Raw genomic sequence first — 20,610 nt, 5'->3', positions numbered from 1 at the left:
TTGAAATAGTATCAGCTCCCCTATTCCCCATTTAAAGTCATACATTCAAAAGTCAAAAGTTAGAAGTGATATTTTAAGTACTTAAAATATCTACCTATTTGTGACATTATAAGTCAAAAGTTAGAAGTGATATTTTAAGTACTTAAAATATCTACCTATTTGTGACATTATTTAATTGAAATGGTATAAGCTCCCCTACTCCCCTACCCAGGTGATTATCAAAAATGAAATAGCTCTGTCCCAGATGAGCTGTTGCCTGTTGCCTGTTGCCTGTTGTCTGTTGTCTGTTGTCTGTTGTCTGTTGTCTGTTGCCTGTTGCCTGTTGCCTATTGTCAAAAACCTTGCCTAGATTTAGCACTGTAATTAGCCACTGACTCCACTAACCCCAGGGCAATAAAATTACTCAACAAAGCCGATCGCCCATAACTAAGTAACGGTAGTGGGATACCAGTCACAGGAGCCAAACCAATATTCATCCCAATATTCACAAAAACCTGGAATACTAACATTGATAATACTCCAATGGCAATCAGAGAACCAAAATCATCCTTAGCAGTCTGAGCAATAATAACCAACCGCAGACAAATAAACCAAAAAGCTAAAAGTACCAGAATACAACCAACAAAACCCAACTCTTCGCCAATAGCTGAGAAAATAAAATCTGTATGCTGTTCTGGGATAAAATGTAGTTGAGTTTGAGTACCTTGATATAGCCCCCTACCAAACATCTGTCCAGAACCAATAGCAATACGAGATTGAATTAGGTGATATCCCGTGCCCAGAGGGTCTTGTTCTGGATTCAGAAATCCTGTTAGTCGGTCTTTTTGATAATCTTTGAGCAAATTCCATAATATTTGCCCAATATTTCCAGAGACAACATTAATCCCGGTAACTATAGGTGTCCATAGCCATTTCCAAGGTAAAGTCCGCCATGCGATTAAGGCCATCAAAGCGATCCATGCAAGCCAAGCAGGGAAATAGATAGTATAAAGAATGGCTGAAAAAATAGGAGAGACAAGTAATATTAACCAACCAGGATTAACATTTCCCCAATACAACATCCCCATAGTAATTGCACCAAATATTAAAGATGTGCCGAGGTTGGGTTCTATAAATACTAAAAACCATGGTACGGCTGTAATCATCAAAACTTTAAAAAAGCCTAATAGCCTTACCCTGGTCTGAGACGAAAGTATTGCTGCTAAGGTAATAATTATTCCTACCTTGGCAAATTCTGAGGGTTGAACGTGGAAACCACCAACATTAATCCATCTTTGTGCCCCCAGAGCTGAAGTACCAATGAGTTGTACAGCTCCCAAAGAAAGATTGGTTAAAATATAAATTACCCATTTCCAGTTCATTAAAACTTCATAACGACAACGAGCAATAATTAAGGCCAAGATTAAGCCTACTCCTCCAGTGAGCCAGTGTTGCCACCAATCTGTTAATCCCTGGTTTCGTTCGACACTTTGGATCATTACTCCACCAAAAGTGGTCATTGCTATATAGACCAGCATTAGAGACCAGTCCATATTGCGCCATTGCAAGAGAGGCCATTTTCGGCGATTTCTTAATACTAATTTCTGGGTCATATTTTAATATGTAGATATTTTAGACTTTAGAATACTCCTGATAGTTAATACATATATTTAAGTAGGATCTCTGCATCAATTAAAATTTTTTTTGATGTAGCAGAAGGAAGAAGGAAGAAGGAAGAAGGAAGGAGACTTTAGTTATCTGGGAGGACTAAAGTTGGGAAAAGCTAGCATTGTCTGAGTTTAAAGCTTTTGATATGTCAAATAGAGTAATGGCGACTGCTATAAAATTTATATGTTTTTCGGTAAACTTTAGAGGCAGGTTGAAAATGCCCAGTCCAGTGATGCTCCTGACGGTGAGCAGGGAGTAGAAAGAGTCTAATATTAATTATTTTGATTTTTTCTTATCCCTGTACGGACGTTGCATGAAACTTCCCTACTCCCCCACTTAAGATACTATTCACCAAGGCGGTGAAATCGGCCTCTAATTATCTTTTATTTTGTGGGTTTAATACCCCACCGTCAACGGGGATGTTTAAAATTTTTTAGGGTTTGTAATTCATCAGGAATTTTCCCTTCTGCCTTCTGCCTTCTGCCTTCTACCTTTTTCAATAACTATGGCTTCCGGTTCGTATAGGTATTCAAACCAGTTACCATCTAAATCTCTACCGTAAAAGGAAGCTGTGCCATCTCGATGTTCATGGACAGGGGAGACTTGGATATTTTGGACTTTGAGCTGTTCGTAGGCGGTTTCCATTTCTGAGCGATCGCTAAACACAAACCCAAAATGTGGCCCTGCTTGCTCATATCCAGGACTCAAAAGTGCTAGTCCATCATCACCAGCTTTTAGGTATGCCCAGTCAGCATCTTTCCAGGCTATTTCCATTCCCAAATTTTGATAGAACTCTACTGCTTTGTCAACGTCTTGCACGCAGATAGCTACATGGCCTAATCTTTTCAGCTTCATAGTCAACTACTATTAAAATTTTTCTATTTTGAATTATATTACGCGCTATTTGTTTGTTTTGCTTTTTCCTGTATCCAGATGAGGCGATCGCATGACTCCTAATTAGGGTTTGCTGAAAAAGTCTTTTTCAGGAGTAGGGGAGTGGGGGAGCAGAGAGTAGTTAGGAGAAACGAGGAATTAATTAGGAGATAGTCGGATATATTTGTTCCTTGATTTTTCTGCTATCCCTCCTGCCTTTTATGCTAAGTTTTTGAGGGTTTTCAACGTGATACCAGGCACTTTTTTTCGCTCCTTTAAAGGCTGAATCTTTTATATGTCAGTGCTTTTAGATTTAATCAGCAAACCTTAATTATACCAATGGTCTCTGACTTGATATTAATTATCCAGACATGATATTATTCTTTAATTTAGAAATAAAATGATTACAGAAAAGTTTCGTCGCCAGCTCCGCAAAGAAGCAAAACTATGGCAAACAGAGGAATTAATTAGCGATCGCTTTTATCAACAACTATCAGAAAGATACCAGTTTGATGCTTTGGAGGAAACCGCCAGCGCTCGTTTTATTACTATCTTAATTTCTCTAGGTGGTATTCTTTTAGGATTAGGTATTATCACTTTTGTTTCTGCTAACTGGCAACAGTGGTCGCGAGGAGTAAAAACACTTCTATTATTAACTCTATTTATCTTAGTTAATACCTGCGGTTTTTATCTCTGGCGACAGCCCAATAATCTACCAAATACTACCAGTAAAAAACAAAGATTAGGTCACGGACTGTTAATATTTGGAGCCTTAATTTTAGGGGCAAATATAGCCTTTATGGCTCAAATGTTTCATATCGGTGGTTCTCCCTACGGATTATACATTGTTTGGGGATTGGGAGTTTTGGTAATGGCTTATAGTTTACAACTGGAAAGTCTGGGAATTATGGCTATCCTGTTAATAGGATTAGGCTATTTAATGGGTTTATCAACTATATTTGATTCTGTGGAATTTTCCTGGTTAAAGGCAATTATCAAATATATGGCTTTGGTGGCAGTATTGTTGCTAATTCCACTAGCTTATTGGTGCAGTTCCAAGATTATTTTTTTTCTCGCTACATCAATATTATTACTAGCTCTAGAAATTAGTTTGTGGCAAATTTTTTACTTATCAAATAATAGTTTTTTGGGAGCGATCGCTTTGACTTTACCTCCAGCTTTATTATGGGGGTATGACGATACTATTTTGCCTAAAATAGATAGTCGATTTTTTCAACAATTAGCAAGAAGTTTAGCTATTTGGTATTTGAGTATTGGATTTTTATATTTATCTTTTCGGAGAATTTGGAATTATGTTTTAACTAAAGATTTGAGCGATGGAAATACATCATTACAGTTTAGTTGGTTGACTTTAATTGAAGTTCTAATCTTTATAGGTTTTTCTGTTTGGGAATGGTTTAATTTAGCACAAACTGATAGAACAAATTCTCATCGTTGGCAATTAGATTCAGTCAGTAGTGTGATTTTAGGTTTCATTGTTGTAACTACAATATTATGTTTCTGGCATTTGAGTATCAATGAAATTCCAGAAATAGCAACTTTTATCATAAATATAGAAATGTTTCTCTTAGCAGCAGGTTTAATTAGAATTGGATTGATGCGAGGAATTAGAGGAGGTTTTTGGGGTGGTTTGGTATTACTAACTTTACAAATTCTCTGTCGCACTTTTGAGTATAATACCGAATTATTACTTAAATCTTTTGTATTTATTTTATGTGGTGTAGGAGTTATAGCTGCTGGTTTATGGTTTGAACGTCATTTATTATCTAAGAATTAATACCAATTTTATTTGAGGTTATACAAAATTAGGTAGTAGGTGTTAGGTAGTAGGTGTTAGGTAGTAGGTGTTAGGTAGTAGGTGTTAGGTAGTAGGTGTTAGGTAGTAGGTGTTAGGTAGTAGGTGTTATCACAATTTGATAAATATTTGCTACAAATAACTAGGTTATACCAAATTCAAGAAAGATTGTTACAGTAAAATTATAGATGCTTAACGGAATTGAAAAATCTTCACTGTTTATTTCTTATACCTACCACCTACCACCTAAAACCTAATACTTTGAATAGCCAATGTAGCAATATTTTTTGAAAATGGTATTATTTCTTAGGAGTTAAAGGGCGAATGGCCATTCCCTCCTACTGCCCTTATTATTAGTAACATTCTTGTAAGCATTCCGCAGGAAATGCTTACACATTCTTTCTCCAAATTGATATTATAATAATAGCCAAAGCGGTTAGGACTTATGCTAATGATGAATCTTAGACTAGGCAATGTTTTTCCCACTGTTCCCTGTTCCCTGTTCCCTATTCCCTAAGAGAAAATTAACATGAAATTTATCAACCCTTTTAATCAAAGCAATTTATCAACTAAAGAATCTGATTATTCTGAAGAATTAAATCCACCTATTAATCAAACAAAATCTTCAAAAAATCAGATGCAAATTTGGCGATTTATTTTGCCATTAACTGTACAGTTAGCATTAATTTTGTCAATTCCTGCTCAAGCTATTTATACTACGATTACAGGTAGAACTGTAGTTTTGCAAACTGTACCTGTAGACCCCTACGATTTTTTGCGAGGCTATTATCAAGTTTTAGATTATGATATATCCCGCAAAGATAATTTGAATAAACTTCCTGGTTGGAATAAATTTGAATTAGAAATTTCAGGAAAACTTTCTTCGCAAAATCCAACTAATATTTATGTGATTTTAGCTGCACCGGAAACAACAGAAAATTTAGGCATTCCCAAAGTGTGGAAACCTGTAGATGTAAGTGCAAAACAACCTCAAAATTTGCCAGCTAATCAAATAGCTATTCAAGGTAAATTTAATGGTCGGACAATTAAATATGGCTTAGAAACTTATTATATGCCTGAAAATAAACGCAAAGATATTAATCAGGATATTCGAGCAGCACAAACTACTGTTAATTTAGAAGGTAAAATACCTTTTGTAGTAGAAGTAAAAGTTAGTTCTCAAGGCCAAGCAGTACCTGTTAGTTTATGGGTACGCGATCGCAACTACAAATTTTAATTGAATAAGGCAGAAAGAGGAGTAGGGGAGTAGGGGAGTAGGGGAGTATAGTTATAAACATATACTATATAACCGGATTCTATGTAAAAGCTAAAGTCTTCTTCCTTCTTCCTTCTTCCTTCTTCCTTGCCTAGTTTTTTCATAGAGCATTGACTTAATCAAAGAATAACGATATTATGCAATAGCTTAAAAAGCATACTATTTAGATAGACAATGAAAGTAAAACCTTTAACCGTTGGTCCGATCCTGGGTGCAGTCACGGGCGACACTGCACGCATATTTGGTCGTGGCGAATATAAACTCTCTAGTAACAAAAAAAGTGTTCTCCCTTGTGTAGGAGTCGCCCGAATTCGTGCCCTAGACTCCTCAGACTATGACCCCCCCATCTTCTTCAAGATGTCTCCTGCTTTTGATACCTCCGGAGTAGCAGTATTCGACGAACTATCCTCAGAAACAGAGTATGAATATCAAATTGGCTATTTTTTGCAAAAAAAAGAGGAAGTAGACCAAGCAAACATAAACCTTGATTGGTCGAAAGCACATACCAAGCAATTTCAGACTGCTTCCACAGATCCGAAATTGCTAGGCAGAAGCTTTAAACCTTGATTGGTCGAAAGCACATACCAAGCAATTTCAGACTGCTTCCACAGATCCGAAAAAGAGTCGCTCATTTATTTTTGGTTCTTGTCGTTATCTGCTAAAATTATTTGGTTCTTGGTTTGACGATCGCGGCGACAAAACTTTTGAATCTATTCTCAAACAAATAAACTCTGGTACAACTACTAATTCCTTGCTCATGGTAGGAGACCAAATTTATGCCGACGACCTCAATGCTATCGGTGCAGATCGCACAATTGAGGAGTTTTTTAGTCGCTATCAAGAGACCTTTACCCAACCCCATATTCGCGAACTGATGGGGCAAATTCCTACCTACATGACTCTTGACGACCACGAAATAGAGGATAACTGGCCGTCCAAAGCGTCGCCGAAGGATTGGGTGACTCTATTCCCTGTAGCAATTCATGCTTACATTACCTATCAGATGAGTCACAGTCCGTTATTCGAGATTGTAGATGACAAAGCTGATGTTATTGGTTCGCCCTCAAAACTCTGGTACAAATTTACAGACGGATGCTGTGACTTTTTTGTAACCGATACCCGCACAGAGCGTGACGAGGCAGAATCCTGCGATCCAGCATTTGAAGAGCGAGAAATAATTAATGAAGATCAGTTTGAAGCTTTAAAAAAATGGCTAGCAGATGGGTCAGAGCGAGTAAAGTTTGTTGCCTCAGCAGTTCCATTTTTCCCAGACTTTAAAAAGACTGAGCTAGATAAATGGAGTGGATATTTGCACCAACGCACCGAACTTTTGGAATTTATCCGCACCAATAAAATTAAACGGGTAGTTTTTCTATCTGGTGACGTACATTGTTCTATGTCAGCGGAGTTACTTTGCGAAGAAGACCCAGATTTTAAAATTATTTCTCTGATATCATCGGCTTTTTTCTGGCCTTACCCTCATAAAAGTGGTAGTTTCCAGTTATCAGGAAAGCTGAAAACTACCTCATTAACATCTCATAGCTATGCTGTAACAAATGCCGGACCTGCCCATTTCGATGACAATTTTTCGCGGGTGACTTGCGATTTGAATTCCTTGAAGTTTCAGGTTTTTCAAAGATTAGGGAATTTATTAGGAGAAAAAGAACATAGTTTTTGACAATAAGCAATCAGCACTCAGCAATCAGCAGTAAACGTTTAGAAGGGGTTCTGTTATATCATGTCCGGTTGAACAGTGATAAATAAATAACTACGGAGGAGTCAGGAGTCAGGAGTCAGGAGTCAGGAGGAAAGAGGGAAGAAATAAGAAGAACTGGAGTTGAAGGAGAAAGTTTTTTTATAACTAATTATCCGGACATGATATTACCCCTCCGTACACCTTCCGGTTTATCTCAACGTTGGTTGAAGACCCGCGCTCTCCCGTTGGCGGAGGATGGTGGCGGCAGCTATTAGGGGAGCGGAGAGATGGGAAAACCAATCAATCTTGCAGTTTTACAGATAATTTGTTAAAATAGAAGACTCAACCAAAAACCAAGGTTGAGATTACTATTGTTTTTTTCAAGTCCCGTCGCCGAGGGGCACTGGTCGATTATTTATCGGACACAGAGGAAGCGTTAGACTGGCATTGCCAGCATTTTCCAGTGAGGTGTCAACCCGCCCTGAGTCGTTCAGTCAGCTTAGTCTGTTTGATTGGTGGATGGGAATCGGTGCGCTGTCTCGCAGAGCAGCGTCGGGAGGATGTCAAAGAAACCAGTAATCTCGTAGGGTGTGTTAACGTTTGCGCAGCATTCCGCAGGAAAGTGTAACGCACCGCCAAATCTATAATGTTTCGGTGGGTTAGCGTCAGCGTAACCCTACTATTTTTTTTAACACTGCTATATCAAGAGCATTTTTCATAGGTTTTATTCTACTGAATCTTCAACTATTATATAAATTTTCAATCCTTTTTTAGCATCAATATCAAATTTTAAACCAACTTCAGCTTCAATGGTTATTTCTATACTTTCTTGGGAAATATCATTAATTTTAAGACTCTCAATTGTAGCCAAGCGACAATATGAAGATGTTTCACTGACTAAAAAAACATTTGTTCCTATAGACAAGCTACTATTATTAATTCTTGCTACTGCTGCCTTTGGCTTTTTAAACCATTCTGTAATTTCACCAATTTCTTTGGCTTTACCTGTAGAAGTTTGCTCTTGAATTATCTGATAAGTTACTAATTCTGCTAAAGCTTGACACAAAGCTTTAATAAAGTCACCTAAATCTAGTAATTCTTGAGTGCCTAGAATCTCATCAACAACTCCATGAGCTGCTTCATTTCTATAGGAAATTAATTGATTAAGTTCTCCTTCAGCAGTGTTCTGATTTCCTCGAATCTCTTCTACAAAGTGTTTGACTTTTCTGTAATTTATTACCCATTTCCAAGTACCAGCTATTCCTGCATCTGCAAAGAATTTTTCTAATATATCTTTCCGTAAATTCTGGTCATGCAAAAGAAAAGCTTCTGGCAATAACTGATAATTTTTATTCTGATTCGTTGTGCCATAGAATAGACCTCTAATTACCTGATTTTCAGAAAGATATTTAAACCTATCTTTTTTGAATTCTAGCAGTATGCGCCCCACACCTTCTCGATGAGTATTCCGAATTGTATCATCTAATTCTAAATAATTTTCGACTATGTTTTGAAGATACTTTAGCCAAGTTGATATTAAATATTCTACAAAATTTTCATAGATCGCATACAAACGAGTTACTACTGCACAATGTTCGTATAATTCCCACTCCTTATCATTTGGAACTCCTTTTACTAACTCTTCTAATTCAATAATTTCTGGATAATCTTTTAGTTTTTGTGTCTGTACAATTCCTTTTTTTGCTATTTTTCTCAATCTATCATTGGTCTGAATCATTGCACTAATACTGTCAATATTTACATTGACAATTTCTAGGAGATTATCAAACATTCTCAATTATTCTCCAATCACTCGTAAAAGCATATTGTTAAAGAGTTCCATTCTTTTTTGAATATCGGCTTTGGTTTTTCCACCACCTGTGAAAAGGCGCGATTTATCTTTTTCAAATAATTTCTTTGTTTCCTCTATAACCCTAGATTTTTTGGAAATTAATAGTTCGGCGTGTGATAAATGTTGACTCAAGCCAACCATTACAGCATCATAATAAGCTTTATAAGATACTTGCTTCTTTGCGCCAAAAGGTTTAAATAAAGTTTCTTCGTAGAGTTGATTAGCTAACTCGATAGTTTCTAAAAAAATCTCTCTTAGCAATTCAATATCTTTATCGGAGAATTGGGTACTTTTTATCATATAAAAGTCTAGAAAATCTTCCATTTGACCGCGGAAATAATCCTTATTTCTCAGAGCAAAAAAACGTAGCACTAATTCAGCATCTTCCATTTTTTTGTAGAGATTATTTGTTTCCAAGTCGGGGCTATCATTTTCTTTAGGTATTCCCCAAGCTTCAGCAAATATAGGATTACGCGATAATTCAAGTAATAGCTCATCAAATTTTCCATGATACAAACAATGTCTTACTTCCTGTTTACTTAAATCTACTCCCCCTGTATTGATACGTTCAAAAGCAAGCTGTTTTAACAACATTGCTTCTTCAGGATCGGCTGTTGATTCTGTAACAATTGTAATAGTTGATATGGAACGACGGTCTATTCCTCTCTGAATTATTGAATCAAGTTCTTGATAAGTAAGTCCGTTTAATTCTGACCAAAATTCTAGTCCAGTTAACTTTAATTGATTGTCATAAAAATCTCTAATAGCCGTAATTCTCTGTTGACCATCTATAACTTCATAGGAATTATAACTTTGTTCATAAAGAATAATTGGAGGTACAGGTATATTAATCAGAAATGACTCAATTAAACGGGATTGCTTTTGTTTATCCCAACGGCTTCTTCTTTGATAAAATGGTCGTAAATCCATATATCCAGGTTTCTTTAATGCTTCTGCAAAACTCGGAAGTTTTTCCCGATTAATTTCAGTAAGTATTCTTTTTTCTCTCGAATGATATTTAGCAACAATATCAGTTGCATATTTCCCATTTTTGGTTTTTGTTGTAGCTTTTTCTTGCCACATCTTTTGTTCAATTGGTAATAGTGACATTTTTTTTCCTTAAATTTGAACTCTAATTTATGATTGTATAAGAATTTTTTTATTATGGTCAAAAGTTTAAAGGTTTAGTTTTACCTTCTTTAAACTCAGCGATCGCTTCTGAGGCAAGTTGGGCGAGTTGGTCTTGAGAATTAGCAAAATTTTCTGCCCATCTTTTCTCATCTTGCTTATTGTTAATGCTCAGGTATCCTACTGGACTCTTAATCCGTACATCCGTGCCATAATCCGTGTGAGCAGTCATAGTTTTTTTTGGTGATTATTTCTTATTAATTTAGCGGAGAAACAAAAATGATACAAGAGCAAATTTTTGAAGAAAGTAGTGGTAATGTATTTGCCGATATTGGTTTGGACGATGCAGACGAACTTTTTACACGAGGAAAAATAGGTATTCAGGTAATACGTTTTTTCAACAAACGTCATCTTAAACAGAATGAAATTAGTGAAATTCTGGGTATTTCTCCACAAGAAGTATCTCATTTGATGAACGGAGAATTTCAAAAGTTTAGTGAAGGGAAACTACTTGATTTTCTCAAACAACTTGATATAGAAATTACTTTACACCGTGTTTGAGAAGAAACCCAAGGCTGGAAAATCTGCATAGCGTTATGCGCCGAGCTAGGAGCTGTGATATCATGTCCGGATAATAGCGTGATGAAAAAACTTATCCTCTTGCTTAAACAGTAAATCTCTCTATTTTCCCTGCTCCCCTACTCCCCTACTCCTCTGCTCCCCCGCTCCCCTACTATCTTAATTATAAGTATTCAACCGGACATGATATGACTTAACGGTGAGAGTGTCAAGAACATTATACTGTATTAACTCTACTTAATTAATTAGGAGAATTATAAGGATGTCCAAGACTGCTATCCAAGAAAAAAGGCTCACACTGGATGAATTTTTGTCATCCCCTTTAGCTAGTGAAAAGTATGAATATTTCGATGGAGAATTAATTCAAAAAATGTCACCCAAACGTTCTCATTCCCGTGTAACACTTGCTTTATCCTCAATTCTTGAAGATTGGAATCAAGATAAAGGGGAAGTTGGTATCGAATGGTGTGTTCGCTTAAAACGAGATGACAAAGATTGGTGTCCGATTCCAGACTTACTCTATATATCTTATGATAAGTTAGGGGATATTGAATTAGAAGATGATGCTTGCCCCATTCCCCCTGAATTAGTCATAGAAATTATATCACCTGCTCAATCTTTTAGTAACCTTAGTGAGAAAGCGGAAGCTTATCTAAAAGCAGGGGTATCCCTTGTTTGGTTAATTGATACAAAGGTTAAGAAAATCACCGTTTTTTATCCAGATTCTCCTCCACAAACGAAGCAAGGGGAAGATAGTTTAGGGAATGATTTATTACCTGAGTTAAGTTTAACTCCTCTGCAAATTTTCCAGAAAGCAAAGTTAATTTAGCTGTGAATGTAAGGGGAAATGACATCCGTCTCCGGTGTGTCTTCCCCCCACCAACCAATTTTTTTCAGCAGCTCCTAATTAGGGTAAGCATTGCGTACCCTAAAACCCTAAAGTCACATACTATTTCACAACCAACGTTGCTGTTGCCGATCGCCCAAATTCTTCGGGTGCATATTGTAACTTTGCTTCTGCTCCAGGCCATATAAATGTTCCGGGAGTAACAGACCTGACTAAATAATGTAAGCTATACACTCCTGGGTTTAAACGGTCTGCATAAGCTTCTACTCGATCGCGATATATCTGTTGATATCCTATTTGCCAACTATCTGCTTTTGCTTTGACAGCGGAAGTGGCGGTTTGGAAACTGGTGTCAACTGCTTCTAAACCTGCTGGCAGTGGGTCACGAATAATCACATGGTCTACGGGGCGGTCTGTTATAACCTCAATGCCAATATCAAAGACTTGCCCTGCACTGACATCTAATGGTGACGCCACTTCAGATAGATCCATGCGTTGCAAAACGGACGTTTCATGCAACGTTCCTACGGCATTTGCCAGACGAATTTCCCGTGCTACTCGCAAACCGTTATACTTTCCTGGTTTGTTTCCTGGGAGGCGATAACTGTATTCGACTAAATAGTGTAGTTTGCCTTCTCCAGATTTTTCCAAGACTAAATCTGATTCTCCTTTTGGCAACCCATCCATTGCTACATTTAAAGATAGATTCGGATTTTCATAACCTTGAAAACGGGCAGCATCTAATTGTTTGCCTGATAATTTGGCGGTGGCGACGAAATTCGGTGGAGCTGGTTGGGTGTTGCTATAAGTAACCAATGCTTTCAATGCTTCGGCGTTATCATAGGTTGTGCGCCAGGTGCCATCCCGTCGGAGGTTGAGCAGACTTTGTAATAGTCGGTCTAATACTTCTGGTTTGGCGTCGCGGGTAATAAATAGTCGCAATGCTTGAGCTTGAGCAGCGGTAGTCGAATTCATCCATCCCCAGGTTGGCGGTATATTCAATGTGGCACTACGTCCGGTTTCATAGACGCTTTCCTGAATTTCCTTAAACATTTCTGCTGACTGGGTGCGCCATTTTGGGAAGGTAGATATATAGCGCGCTAGTTTTATTTGGTCTACCTGAGATAATTTCTCCCGTTGTTGATAAATATCTGACAGGAAGCTATTGCGGGTGTCGCCTAATTCTGACAATGCCATTAAAACATCTAAGCGCACTTGATTTTTACAAAGTTGTTCGCTGCAATATTCATCTTTGCCTGGGTCTGCCAAAATGTTGTTTAAGTAATTCCGTAGACTACTTACCATTTCCTCATTTACTAAATCTGGAAATGCTTTTTTTGCTTGGGCGATCGCTTCTGCTGCATAGGGTGTTAGATAAGGATTGGATTTTTCCCATCCTGGATAATAACCAAAACCTCCGTCTGGCAGTTGCAACTTTTCTAATTTTTCTAATGCTTGTTTTGCCTGTTGTTCTGGGTTGAAGTCTACAAATGCTTGCTCGTATTTCTCACCCAATATTTGGAGGTTCGAGGCGATCGCTAATTGACTGGCGGTAGGCTCTAAAAATGGTAATTGGTCTTTTTTCAACACTGCTTTTGCGGGGGCTGTAATTTCTGGTATTAATGTACTTGCCATGGAAATTTCTAGACCTCCCACATCTGGCATTACATTCTCTGTAATATTCAGTGGAATTTGTATTTGAGAGTCAGTTGTTCCAGACTCTACAACACTTTCACTTGCTGCCAAGGACTGCACGGGTAATGAAATTTCAAACCCATCTGTGTTTCGGTTATTCAGGTCAGTGGTAAATTGCACTTTTGCCTCACCCGCTTGTTTTGCCTCCATTGGGAAACGGTAAGCGTTGGTACCTGAGTCTGTGCTGGTTTGAAAAATTTGGGTAGTTTGGGAATTTTCGGCAAACAAAATATTCTGACTAACTTCCCCATCTATTTTCAGATTTCCTTTTTTGCCAGTATTATTCGTAACTGTTACGCCACCCTCAAATTTATCGCCGATACGAGCAAACTGAGGCAACACTGGGTTTAACATTAATGGTTGAGTCGTCACAAAAGTTGCTTCCCCGTTGCCAAAATGCAAATTCCCATCTGTGGCAACAGTCATTACGCGCCAAGTTGTCAGATCGTCTGGCATTTTAAAAGTTACTGTTGCCTTACCGTTATTATCTGTAATTACAGAACCGTTGTAATAAGCTAAAGATTGAAAGTCTGTACGAATGCGGGTGCTAGATGCAGCAGATGATATGCCGCCACCATAACCCCAACCTTTTCTCAGAGCGGATGACATGGCCTCCATTTGTACTTCGGGACGGTTATCGTTGAAAGTGGTTGATATTGGTTGTTCAGCGTAGACGGTTTCGACTAAGTCTGGGGGACGATGACCGCTTAGTTGCAAGACCGCTTCATTTACGACCATCACTATAAACTGACCTTTAGTGGGTTGCCCTTGATTATTTTTAACTGCCAATTCCACAGTCTGCATAGTTCCCGGTTGCGCTTCCGGACGTTGGGGTGTGACTTCTACATTTAAGTATTTGTCTGCCAAATTAATTTTGAATGGAGTAAAACCAACTTTCATCAAATTTTCCACAGTTCCCGGTTCCACTTCTGCGAGTGGTTGACCTTGCCGCACTAATACTGCTTCTACCGCAGCATTGGGTAACATATCTTCTGTCACTTGAAACTGAATTTCTGGCGCGCCACCTGTAACTTTGATGATTTTTTCATACAGTGGTTTGTCACGGACGACGGCAAAATATAATTCCCCTTCTGGATAGGGTGACTGAATTAAAGCGGTTGCTGTTTCTCCTGGTTTGTAGGTGTCTTTGTCGAGTTTAATTTCTAGACGGTCTTCGTTGCGACCTCCCCAATAAACGCGGTTTGCTCCGGTTGCCCAAATCTGAATATCGGTGCCAGTAATGTCATTTTCAGCATTGGCAAAATTAGCCCGGATGCGATAACTACCAGACTCTGGTGGAGTGAGGTTGACGGTTTTGGGTTTATTGCCACTTCTGACTTTCTGGCTCGCAACAGTTTTATATTCGACTTGATATTTGGGGTTGCGACTACCTGCCACTACCTGAGTAACACTACTATATTCCATTTGTTGTAATTCCAGTTGAATATTTTCTCCAGAAAGTGGTTTTCCTTGAGGGTCGGTGACAATAACTTCTACCGGAAACTTTTTATTAGCATCGGCAACAAATTTACTTTTTAGACCTATTAATTTGTTACTTGGTAGAGCGGTAAAAGTTTGAGTATCTGCCACAGAAAGATTAGATATATCTGTCACTTCCACATCTACTCGATAAGTCATTGGGTAAGGCAAGTCTTTTCCGACAGTAAATATTTGATTATCCTCACCTTGATTATCTAACACCACATTTTTTTCCAATACATTATTAGGAATAGTCGGCGTTTCTTCCGGCCAAAACCATTGACGACCAAAGTCAAATTCTTGCCAATTTTCAGGAGTAAATTCTGTCTTTTGACGAGTCACATAATATTTAGCCTTTGCTCCTTGTACTGGAGAACCAAACAAATAATTACTTTCAGCTTCCGCCACTATTTGTTCATTAATCAAAGCAATTTCTTGATTCAGTTTTAGGTCTACTTGAAAATTAGGTGGTTTAAATTCAGCAACGCGAAATTGTCCGTAAAATTCTATGCCATTTTCTCCCTTAGCTTCCACATTGTAATAACCCAATGACTGATTATTATCTAGAGGAATTTCTAGAGAGAAAGTACCAAATTCATTAGTAGTCTGAGTACCTAAATTTGTCTTATTTCCATCTGGATTATTTATAGTTACTTGATAATCCATATTTTCCGCTTGTTTCAAGTTACCATTTTCCAAATAATAAGCAGCTCCAGTCAACCAAACCTTTTCCCCTGGTTGATAAAGTTCTCTATCAGAAAAAATAGTACCCCGCGATTCAGCCTTGCCACTATCCCAACCAGAATAAATCCCATAACCATAAGTACCGCTATATTCTTTCGTTCTGGCAAAAGCCCAATCTTCCTTTTCTTTGGCAATTACTAATAATTCCGGTGCTTGGGAAAAACGCCGACCATTCATACATTTTTGTAAGTCGGTCTTAGTCAAACTTAGCAAACCATTTTCATCGGTTTTTCCCGTGGCACAAGCAGTAGGTTTAGGCTGAGATTTAGCATTTAATTGAGATTGATAAATTTCCACATCCGTCACAACTGGCGCACCATCATCCAAATGATTTACCCGAATAATTCCCGACTCTGGAAACCACTGAGCAAATACTCCCAAATTAGTCAGTTGTACCAATCCATAAAATCTCGGTTCCTGCCATTTTGTCTCGCCGTTTTGTACATAAGAACTCGTCCGTGCTTTTACTCCATAAGCCAACATTCCTGTCTGACCGCCGAGTTGTTCTCTGAGGGGAACTGCTACTTCTTGAATCTGATTTTTTTCTCCAGAAACAGGATAATTTTTCCACTTTTCATTTGCTGGTAATAAATTTTTTCTATCTCTTCTAGGATAAGCCGATTCTGCGTAAACCAAATCTGTTGGTTGAACAACTTGATAAGCCGCTTTGTATTCCGAATCTGGCAAATTTACTGTAGAAATATTCAGTTGTAAATCCTGACTAGCAGGAAAAATATTTAAACCAGCAGGTACAGAAAGATTTCCGACTAAATCCCCTGTTTGATAATTTAAAACAACAGGCTTTCCTAATACTTCCCCGAATTTATCTTTGATATTAGCGCCGATAGTAATTGTATAATTTGTATCGGGTTCTAACGCCCAAGGATTGAGACTAACAATATTATAGTCATCATAAGCTTGAATCAGATTTTTTGTCTCTTTTGGTTGTGGTTCAATAGTAATATTTTCTAATGCTGATTCAGGTACAACACCATGATTAAATTCCAACAAGGGATTACCTTTAACAAACCTGCCGCCACCCTGGGAAAATTTCAGTTCAGAAAATTCAAAAGCAGAATAAGTTTCTACTTCACTGACAAAAGGTGTTTGACTGGGTAAATTACCTTTTACAGGTTGAATTCCCGAGTCAAATTCCAGGCGATATTTAGTACCCTTTTCTAGAGTAGTTTGAGGAGCGATCGAATAATTCCACTGACGGAATGAAGAATCAAATTCTTCTGTAACAACTTCTTCTTCCTCCCCATTAGTTTCCAATGTTTCTAAACTAACTGTCAAAGGTAAACTTTCTGTTTCTCCCTCTGGTAAAAATTTTAAATTTTTCTCAATTGAATCTACATCCAACTCCACATTGGAAGTAAATTTTAACGTCGGATTTATATCAATTGGTTGTGGTGTTCTATTTTGCTGCTTAGTAGTTGGTAAATTTGTTAATTTAACTGGTTCAGTATTAAAAGTCCAAGCAAAATATTCATTTAATTGATGATTTTTAAGGTCGGATAAACCAGCCTTCAAAGTAACCTTTACTCTCGTAGACTTTGGCAAAGCTTCAGCAGGTTGAAAACCAACCATTTTCGGAGTCAAAAATCGGAATTGACCAGGTAATTCTGGGAAAATTTCAAACTTTTTAAGTTTCTCCTGTTGTTCTGGAGAATCCAAAGCTTCCAAAGGAATTAAAGGTTCTTTAAACCGAATCCGAATTTGACTTAAAAGTTCTGCTTCTCCCGTCGGACTAATTTGTTCTATCCACTCCGGTAGTGGAGGAGTAATTATGAGGTCTACCATAGGTAATTTTGCCTGTTTTGAACTTGTGTTAAAAAAACCACAAGCTGCAATGGCAAAAGCTAGGAATAATCCTAGTAAAAAATGTTTCCAATATTTGAACACCATATTTGTTTGATTTGAGGATAATTTTTAACTACAATTATTAGAGGTTTATTTCCTGAATAAAATAGATAAGTTCATCTATTTATGGTACATGATTATATCTCTAAAAATTGAAATTGACAATTTAAACTTTGTAATATTTTTGTATATTTTATTAAGAAAAAGCCTTGATGAGTTAGTTCAGGAATAAATCCTTAAAAGCCTTAACTTCAGCAATATTTGATTCAAATGATTTAATCAAGCAATACCAGCAAATTATACAGAACAAGAAAAAGAGCTTTGGGAAGTTAGAGACCTAAACCTGATCGACATTCTATTTTTCTAGTACTTATGAAAATCTTTAAGTAAACGATGGGATAAAATATAGGAGAAGATTTATAGTTGAAGAAGGAAGAAAAAAGAAGGAAGAAGGAAGAAGGAAAAAGGAAGAAAAAATGGATGGGGATTAAAGCAAAAATAAAAAGATAAAAACACATCAACTAGATTTTCTTGCTAATTTTTATGCTTCATAGTAAGATTTATAAATAAATTTATCTATCTCATCTGCTTGAAATTAGATATGAAAGCCAACGAAGTTAATCTCCATAGATTTCTCTCTCAAAATGATACACAATTTGTTATCCCAATTTATCAAAGAAATTATGATTGGGGTTCTGCTCAATGTAAACAACTGTTAGATGATATTTTTGAACTTGGCGAAAAAGAAAAACTAAATGCTCACTTTATTGGAAGTATTGTTTATATACATGATGATATTTACTCAGTTTCAGGAATCAGGGAACTAACTATTATTGATGGGCAACAACGTTTAACCACTGTCACTTTAATTTATTTAGTTCTTTACAGATTAGCAAAAGAATTGCAGAAGGAAGCTTTAGCTAATCGGATAAATAAAACATACCTAATTAATGAATTTGCTCAGGATGAAGAAAAATTAAAATTAAGACCAACAGAAAATAATGAGAAAATTTTAAAATATCTATTAGATACTGAAAATCAAGAATAATACTCAGACTTCTCACGCTTAGTTGATAATTTCAACTACTTTCGCTCTAGAATATCTGAAGAAAACTATGAAATTATACAGACAGGATTGAATAAATTAATGTTTGTGGAAATATCTCTAGAAAGGGGAAAAGACGACCCCCAGAGAATATTTGAAAGTCTGAATTCCACAGGTCTTGAATTATCTCAATCAGATTTAATCAGAAACTATATATTAATGGGTCTTAAAACTAAATCGCAAGAAAAGATTTACAGAAATTATTGGGAATATATTGAAAAAAATGCCAGAGATGAATCCAAAAATTCTAGTAAAGTTTCTGACTACATTCGAGATTATTTAACCCTTAAAAATAAGAAAATTCCCAACAAAAATAAAGTTTATCAAGAGTTTAAATTAAAATACCCAATATCAACAACCGTTGAAGATGTAGAAAATAATCTGAAGCCTATCAAAAAATTTGCCAAATACTATCACAAGTTAGTAAATCCTATTCATGAGCCAGATCGAGAAATTAGATTACAATTAGAATATATTAATCGCTTAGAAATTAATGTTACTTATCCATTTATGTTGAAAGTATATGATGACTATTCCAGCCGTTTAATATCTAAACAAACATTTGTTGATGTATTAGAATTAATTCAATCATTTACATGGAGAAGATTTATTGTTGGATTAGCACCTAATTCACTTAATAAAATTTTTATGCGCCTTTATGAAGATGTCAATCCAGGAGATTATTTAACTTCTATTCAATCAGCCTTGATTAATAAAAAAGGCAACCAAAGATTTCCTAGAAATCATGAAGTAATAAATGCTCTTCGAGAAAAAGATATGTATGGCATAAAGGCAAAAAACAGAATTTATTGCTTAGAGCGATTAGAAAATTATCAAAATAAGGAACCTGTCAAAATTGAAGAAAATAATGACATTACTATAGAACATATATTTCCTCAAAATCCTGACCCACAGTGGGAAGCCGAATTAGGAACGGAAGAATTTAATTCGATTAAAGATAATTATTTGAATATTATTGCTAATTTAACTCTTTCTGGCAATAATGGTAAGTTAGGAAATAAAACATTTACTTCTAAAAGAGATATGAATATAGATGGCAAAGAGCAAGGTTATAAATATAGTAGACTTTGGTTGAATCGCTATTTAAGCGAAATAGATAAATGGGGAAAAGAAGAAATTGAAGAGAGATTAAAAATAATCGCTGAAAGATTTTTGCAAGTATGGTCATTTCCAGAAATTAAAACTAAAACTGAAATAGATTTTAATGAGGTTAGTATTTTTGATGCCGAAGAACCTACTGGTAAAAAGTTAGAGTACGCTATCTTTTTTGATAATAAAGAAGTGCAAAGTCAGTATGACCGAGAATTTAGCCAGCGAATGTTTATCTATAACTATCGAGCTTTTGACCTTTACCATAAACCAGTAATTAGTTTAGCTATACTTGGAGATGAAAACCCATCTTGGCGACCAAATTTCTATGAATATGGTTTAGGAAACAGTCAAATGAGATTGGATTTTGCCATAGTCAAACTATTAGATTATCAATGAGAGGAATTAGAATCGAATAATAATCCATTTGCTATGATAGTAATGGCACATTTGAAAACTAAGAGTACCACAAGTAACCTTACAGAAAGAGAGCAATGGAAATAAGAATTAGTTAGAAGTTTATACGAAAAGGGTTTAACCAAGCTCGATATTATCAATTTGTTTAAATTCATTGATAAAATGATGACATTACCCCCAGAATTAGAATCAAGCTTTCAAAGCAAAATTAATCAATATGAGGAGGAACAAAGAGTGGAATTTTTAAGCACTATCGAAGAATTGGCTATAGAAAGAGGTCAAGAAATAGGTCAAGAAATAGGAGCAAAAGCAACTTGCAGACAAAATATTCTTGATTTGCTGGAAAAACGCTTTAATAGTTTGCCAGAAACTCTGGTAAAAGCTGTTAATGAAATTAATGACTTATATCATGTTCCCCCTCCGGGGGAGCTACGCTAACGGTTGAATACTTATAAATGACTGTTGTGAGTCCTCAGGAGTCAG

At 36.5% G+C, this 20,610-nt stretch carries 16 protein-coding genes and 1 pseudogene; 9 read left to right on the top strand and 8 right to left on the bottom strand.

Annotation, left to right across the window (positions count from 1 at the left end; genetic code table 11):
• Positions 1 to 195: 195 nt before the first annotated feature.
• The 3 genes from D5R40_RS21180 to D5R40_RS21170 form a co-directional block, all read right to left on the bottom strand.
• Positions 196 to 336, bottom strand: a complete 141-nt coding sequence (locus D5R40_RS21180) for a hypothetical protein (RefSeq protein ID WP_161564724.1) — start codon at positions 334 to 336, stop codon at positions 196 to 198.
• Positions 333 to 1,592, bottom strand: a complete 1,260-nt coding sequence (rodA, locus tag D5R40_RS21175) for a rod shape-determining protein RodA (RefSeq protein WP_124147372.1) — start codon at positions 1,590 to 1,592, stop codon at positions 333 to 335. Before rodA ends, D5R40_RS21180 begins: the two co-directional genes overlap by 4 nt.
• 505 nt (positions 1,593 to 2,097) lie before the next feature.
• Positions 2,098 to 2,502 (bottom strand): VOC family protein, encoded by a 405-nt coding sequence (locus tag D5R40_RS21170; protein WP_124147373.1) that lies wholly within the window; start codon positions 2,500 to 2,502, stop codon positions 2,098 to 2,100.
• A gap of 418 nt (positions 2,503 to 2,920) precedes the next feature.
• Between D5R40_RS21170 and D5R40_RS21165 the strand changes: the two genes are divergently transcribed.
• Positions 2,921 to 4,318, top strand: coding sequence for a DUF2157 domain-containing protein (locus D5R40_RS21165; protein WP_124147374.1), 1,398 nt, complete (start codon positions 2,921 to 2,923; stop codon positions 4,316 to 4,318).
• A gap of 547 nt (positions 4,319 to 4,865) precedes the next feature.
• On the top strand, positions 4,866 to 5,573 hold the full coding sequence (locus tag D5R40_RS21160; protein ID WP_124147375.1) for a GDYXXLXY domain-containing protein: 708 nt from the start codon (positions 4,866 to 4,868) through the stop codon (positions 5,571 to 5,573).
• On the opposite strand, the gene D5R40_RS35740 is transcribed toward D5R40_RS21160, so the two are convergent.
• Complete coding sequence (locus D5R40_RS35740; RefSeq protein ID WP_161564725.1) at positions 5,570 to 5,716, bottom strand: hypothetical protein; 147 nt, start codon at positions 5,714 to 5,716, stop codon at positions 5,570 to 5,572. The genes D5R40_RS21160 and D5R40_RS35740 overlap by 4 nt on opposite strands.
• Before the next feature lie 70 nt (positions 5,717 to 5,786).
• Here D5R40_RS35740 and D5R40_RS37935 point away from each other — a divergent pair, with 70 nt between their 5' ends.
• Positions 5,787 to 6,179 (top strand): hypothetical protein, encoded by a 393-nt coding sequence (locus D5R40_RS37935; protein ID WP_205127676.1) that lies wholly within the window; start codon positions 5,787 to 5,789, stop codon positions 6,177 to 6,179.
• 190 nt (positions 6,180 to 6,369) lie between these two features.
• A complete protein-coding gene (locus D5R40_RS37930) occupies positions 6,370 to 7,290 on the top strand; it encodes an alkaline phosphatase D family protein (protein WP_205127675.1) in 921 nt (306 codons plus the stop codon).
• A 742-nt stretch (positions 7,291 to 8,032) separates the two neighbouring features.
• Here D5R40_RS37930 and D5R40_RS21150 read toward each other — a convergent pair.
• From D5R40_RS21150 to D5R40_RS21140, 3 genes are read right to left on the bottom strand one after another with little or no spacing between them, the layout of a single operon-like run.
• Entirely contained in the window at positions 8,033 to 9,100 is a 1,068-nt protein-coding gene (locus tag D5R40_RS21150; protein WP_124147377.1) for an MAE_28990/MAE_18760 family HEPN-like nuclease, read from the bottom strand.
• Positions 9,101 to 9,106: 6 nt separating this feature from the next.
• Positions 9,107 to 10,270 carry a DUF262 domain-containing protein gene (locus tag D5R40_RS21145; protein ID WP_124147378.1) on the bottom strand — a complete coding sequence of 388 codons (1,164 nt, stop codon included), beginning with the start codon at positions 10,268 to 10,270 and terminating at the stop codon, positions 9,107 to 9,109.
• Positions 10,271 to 10,328: 58 nt separating this feature from the next.
• Positions 10,329 to 10,520, bottom strand: coding sequence for a hypothetical protein (locus D5R40_RS21140; RefSeq protein ID WP_124147379.1), 192 nt, complete (start codon positions 10,518 to 10,520; stop codon positions 10,329 to 10,331).
• 47 nt (positions 10,521 to 10,567) lie between these two features.
• Between D5R40_RS21140 and D5R40_RS21135 the strand changes: the two genes are divergently transcribed.
• Together D5R40_RS21135 and D5R40_RS21130 are read left to right on the top strand one after the other, a co-directional pair.
• A complete protein-coding gene (locus D5R40_RS21135; protein WP_124147380.1) occupies positions 10,568 to 10,849 on the top strand; it encodes a helix-turn-helix domain-containing protein in 282 nt (93 codons plus the stop codon).
• A 280-nt stretch (positions 10,850 to 11,129) separates the two neighbouring features.
• Positions 11,130 to 11,696 carry a Uma2 family endonuclease gene (locus tag D5R40_RS21130; protein ID WP_124147381.1) on the top strand — a complete coding sequence of 189 codons (567 nt, stop codon included), beginning with the start codon at positions 11,130 to 11,132 and terminating at the stop codon, positions 11,694 to 11,696.
• Positions 11,697 to 11,816: 120 nt separating this feature from the next.
• Here D5R40_RS21130 and D5R40_RS21125 read toward each other — a convergent pair whose 3' ends face one another.
• Complete coding sequence (locus tag D5R40_RS21125; protein ID WP_192901214.1) at positions 11,817 to 17,540, bottom strand: alpha-2-macroglobulin family protein; 5,724 nt, start codon at positions 17,538 to 17,540, stop codon at positions 11,817 to 11,819.
• 556 nt (positions 17,541 to 18,096) lie between these two features.
• Here D5R40_RS21125 and D5R40_RS37925 point away from each other — a divergent pair.
• The 3 genes and pseudogenes from D5R40_RS37925 to D5R40_RS21115 form a co-directional block, all read left to right on the top strand.
• Positions 18,097 to 18,744, top strand: a pseudogene (locus D5R40_RS37925) (DUF262 domain-containing protein); the annotation flags it as partial.
• A gap of 15 nt (positions 18,745 to 18,759) precedes the next feature.
• Entirely contained in the window at positions 18,760 to 20,109 is a 1,350-nt protein-coding gene (locus D5R40_RS21120) for an HNH endonuclease family protein (RefSeq protein ID WP_205127543.1), read from the top strand.
• A 180-nt stretch (positions 20,110 to 20,289) separates the two neighbouring features.
• Entirely contained in the window at positions 20,290 to 20,565 is a 276-nt protein-coding gene (locus D5R40_RS21115; RefSeq protein WP_124155156.1) for a hypothetical protein, read from the top strand.
• The last annotated feature ends 45 nt before the right edge of the window (positions 20,566 to 20,610 follow it).

Origin of the sequence: Okeania hirsuta (genome assembly GCF_003838195.1) — a bacterium.
Classification (GTDB): Bacteria; Cyanobacteriota; Cyanobacteriia; order Cyanobacteriales; family Microcoleaceae; genus Okeania; species Okeania hirsuta.
The sequence above is the reverse complement of the archived record's forward strand: the minus strand, read 5'-3'. Positions and strand labels throughout refer to the sequence as shown.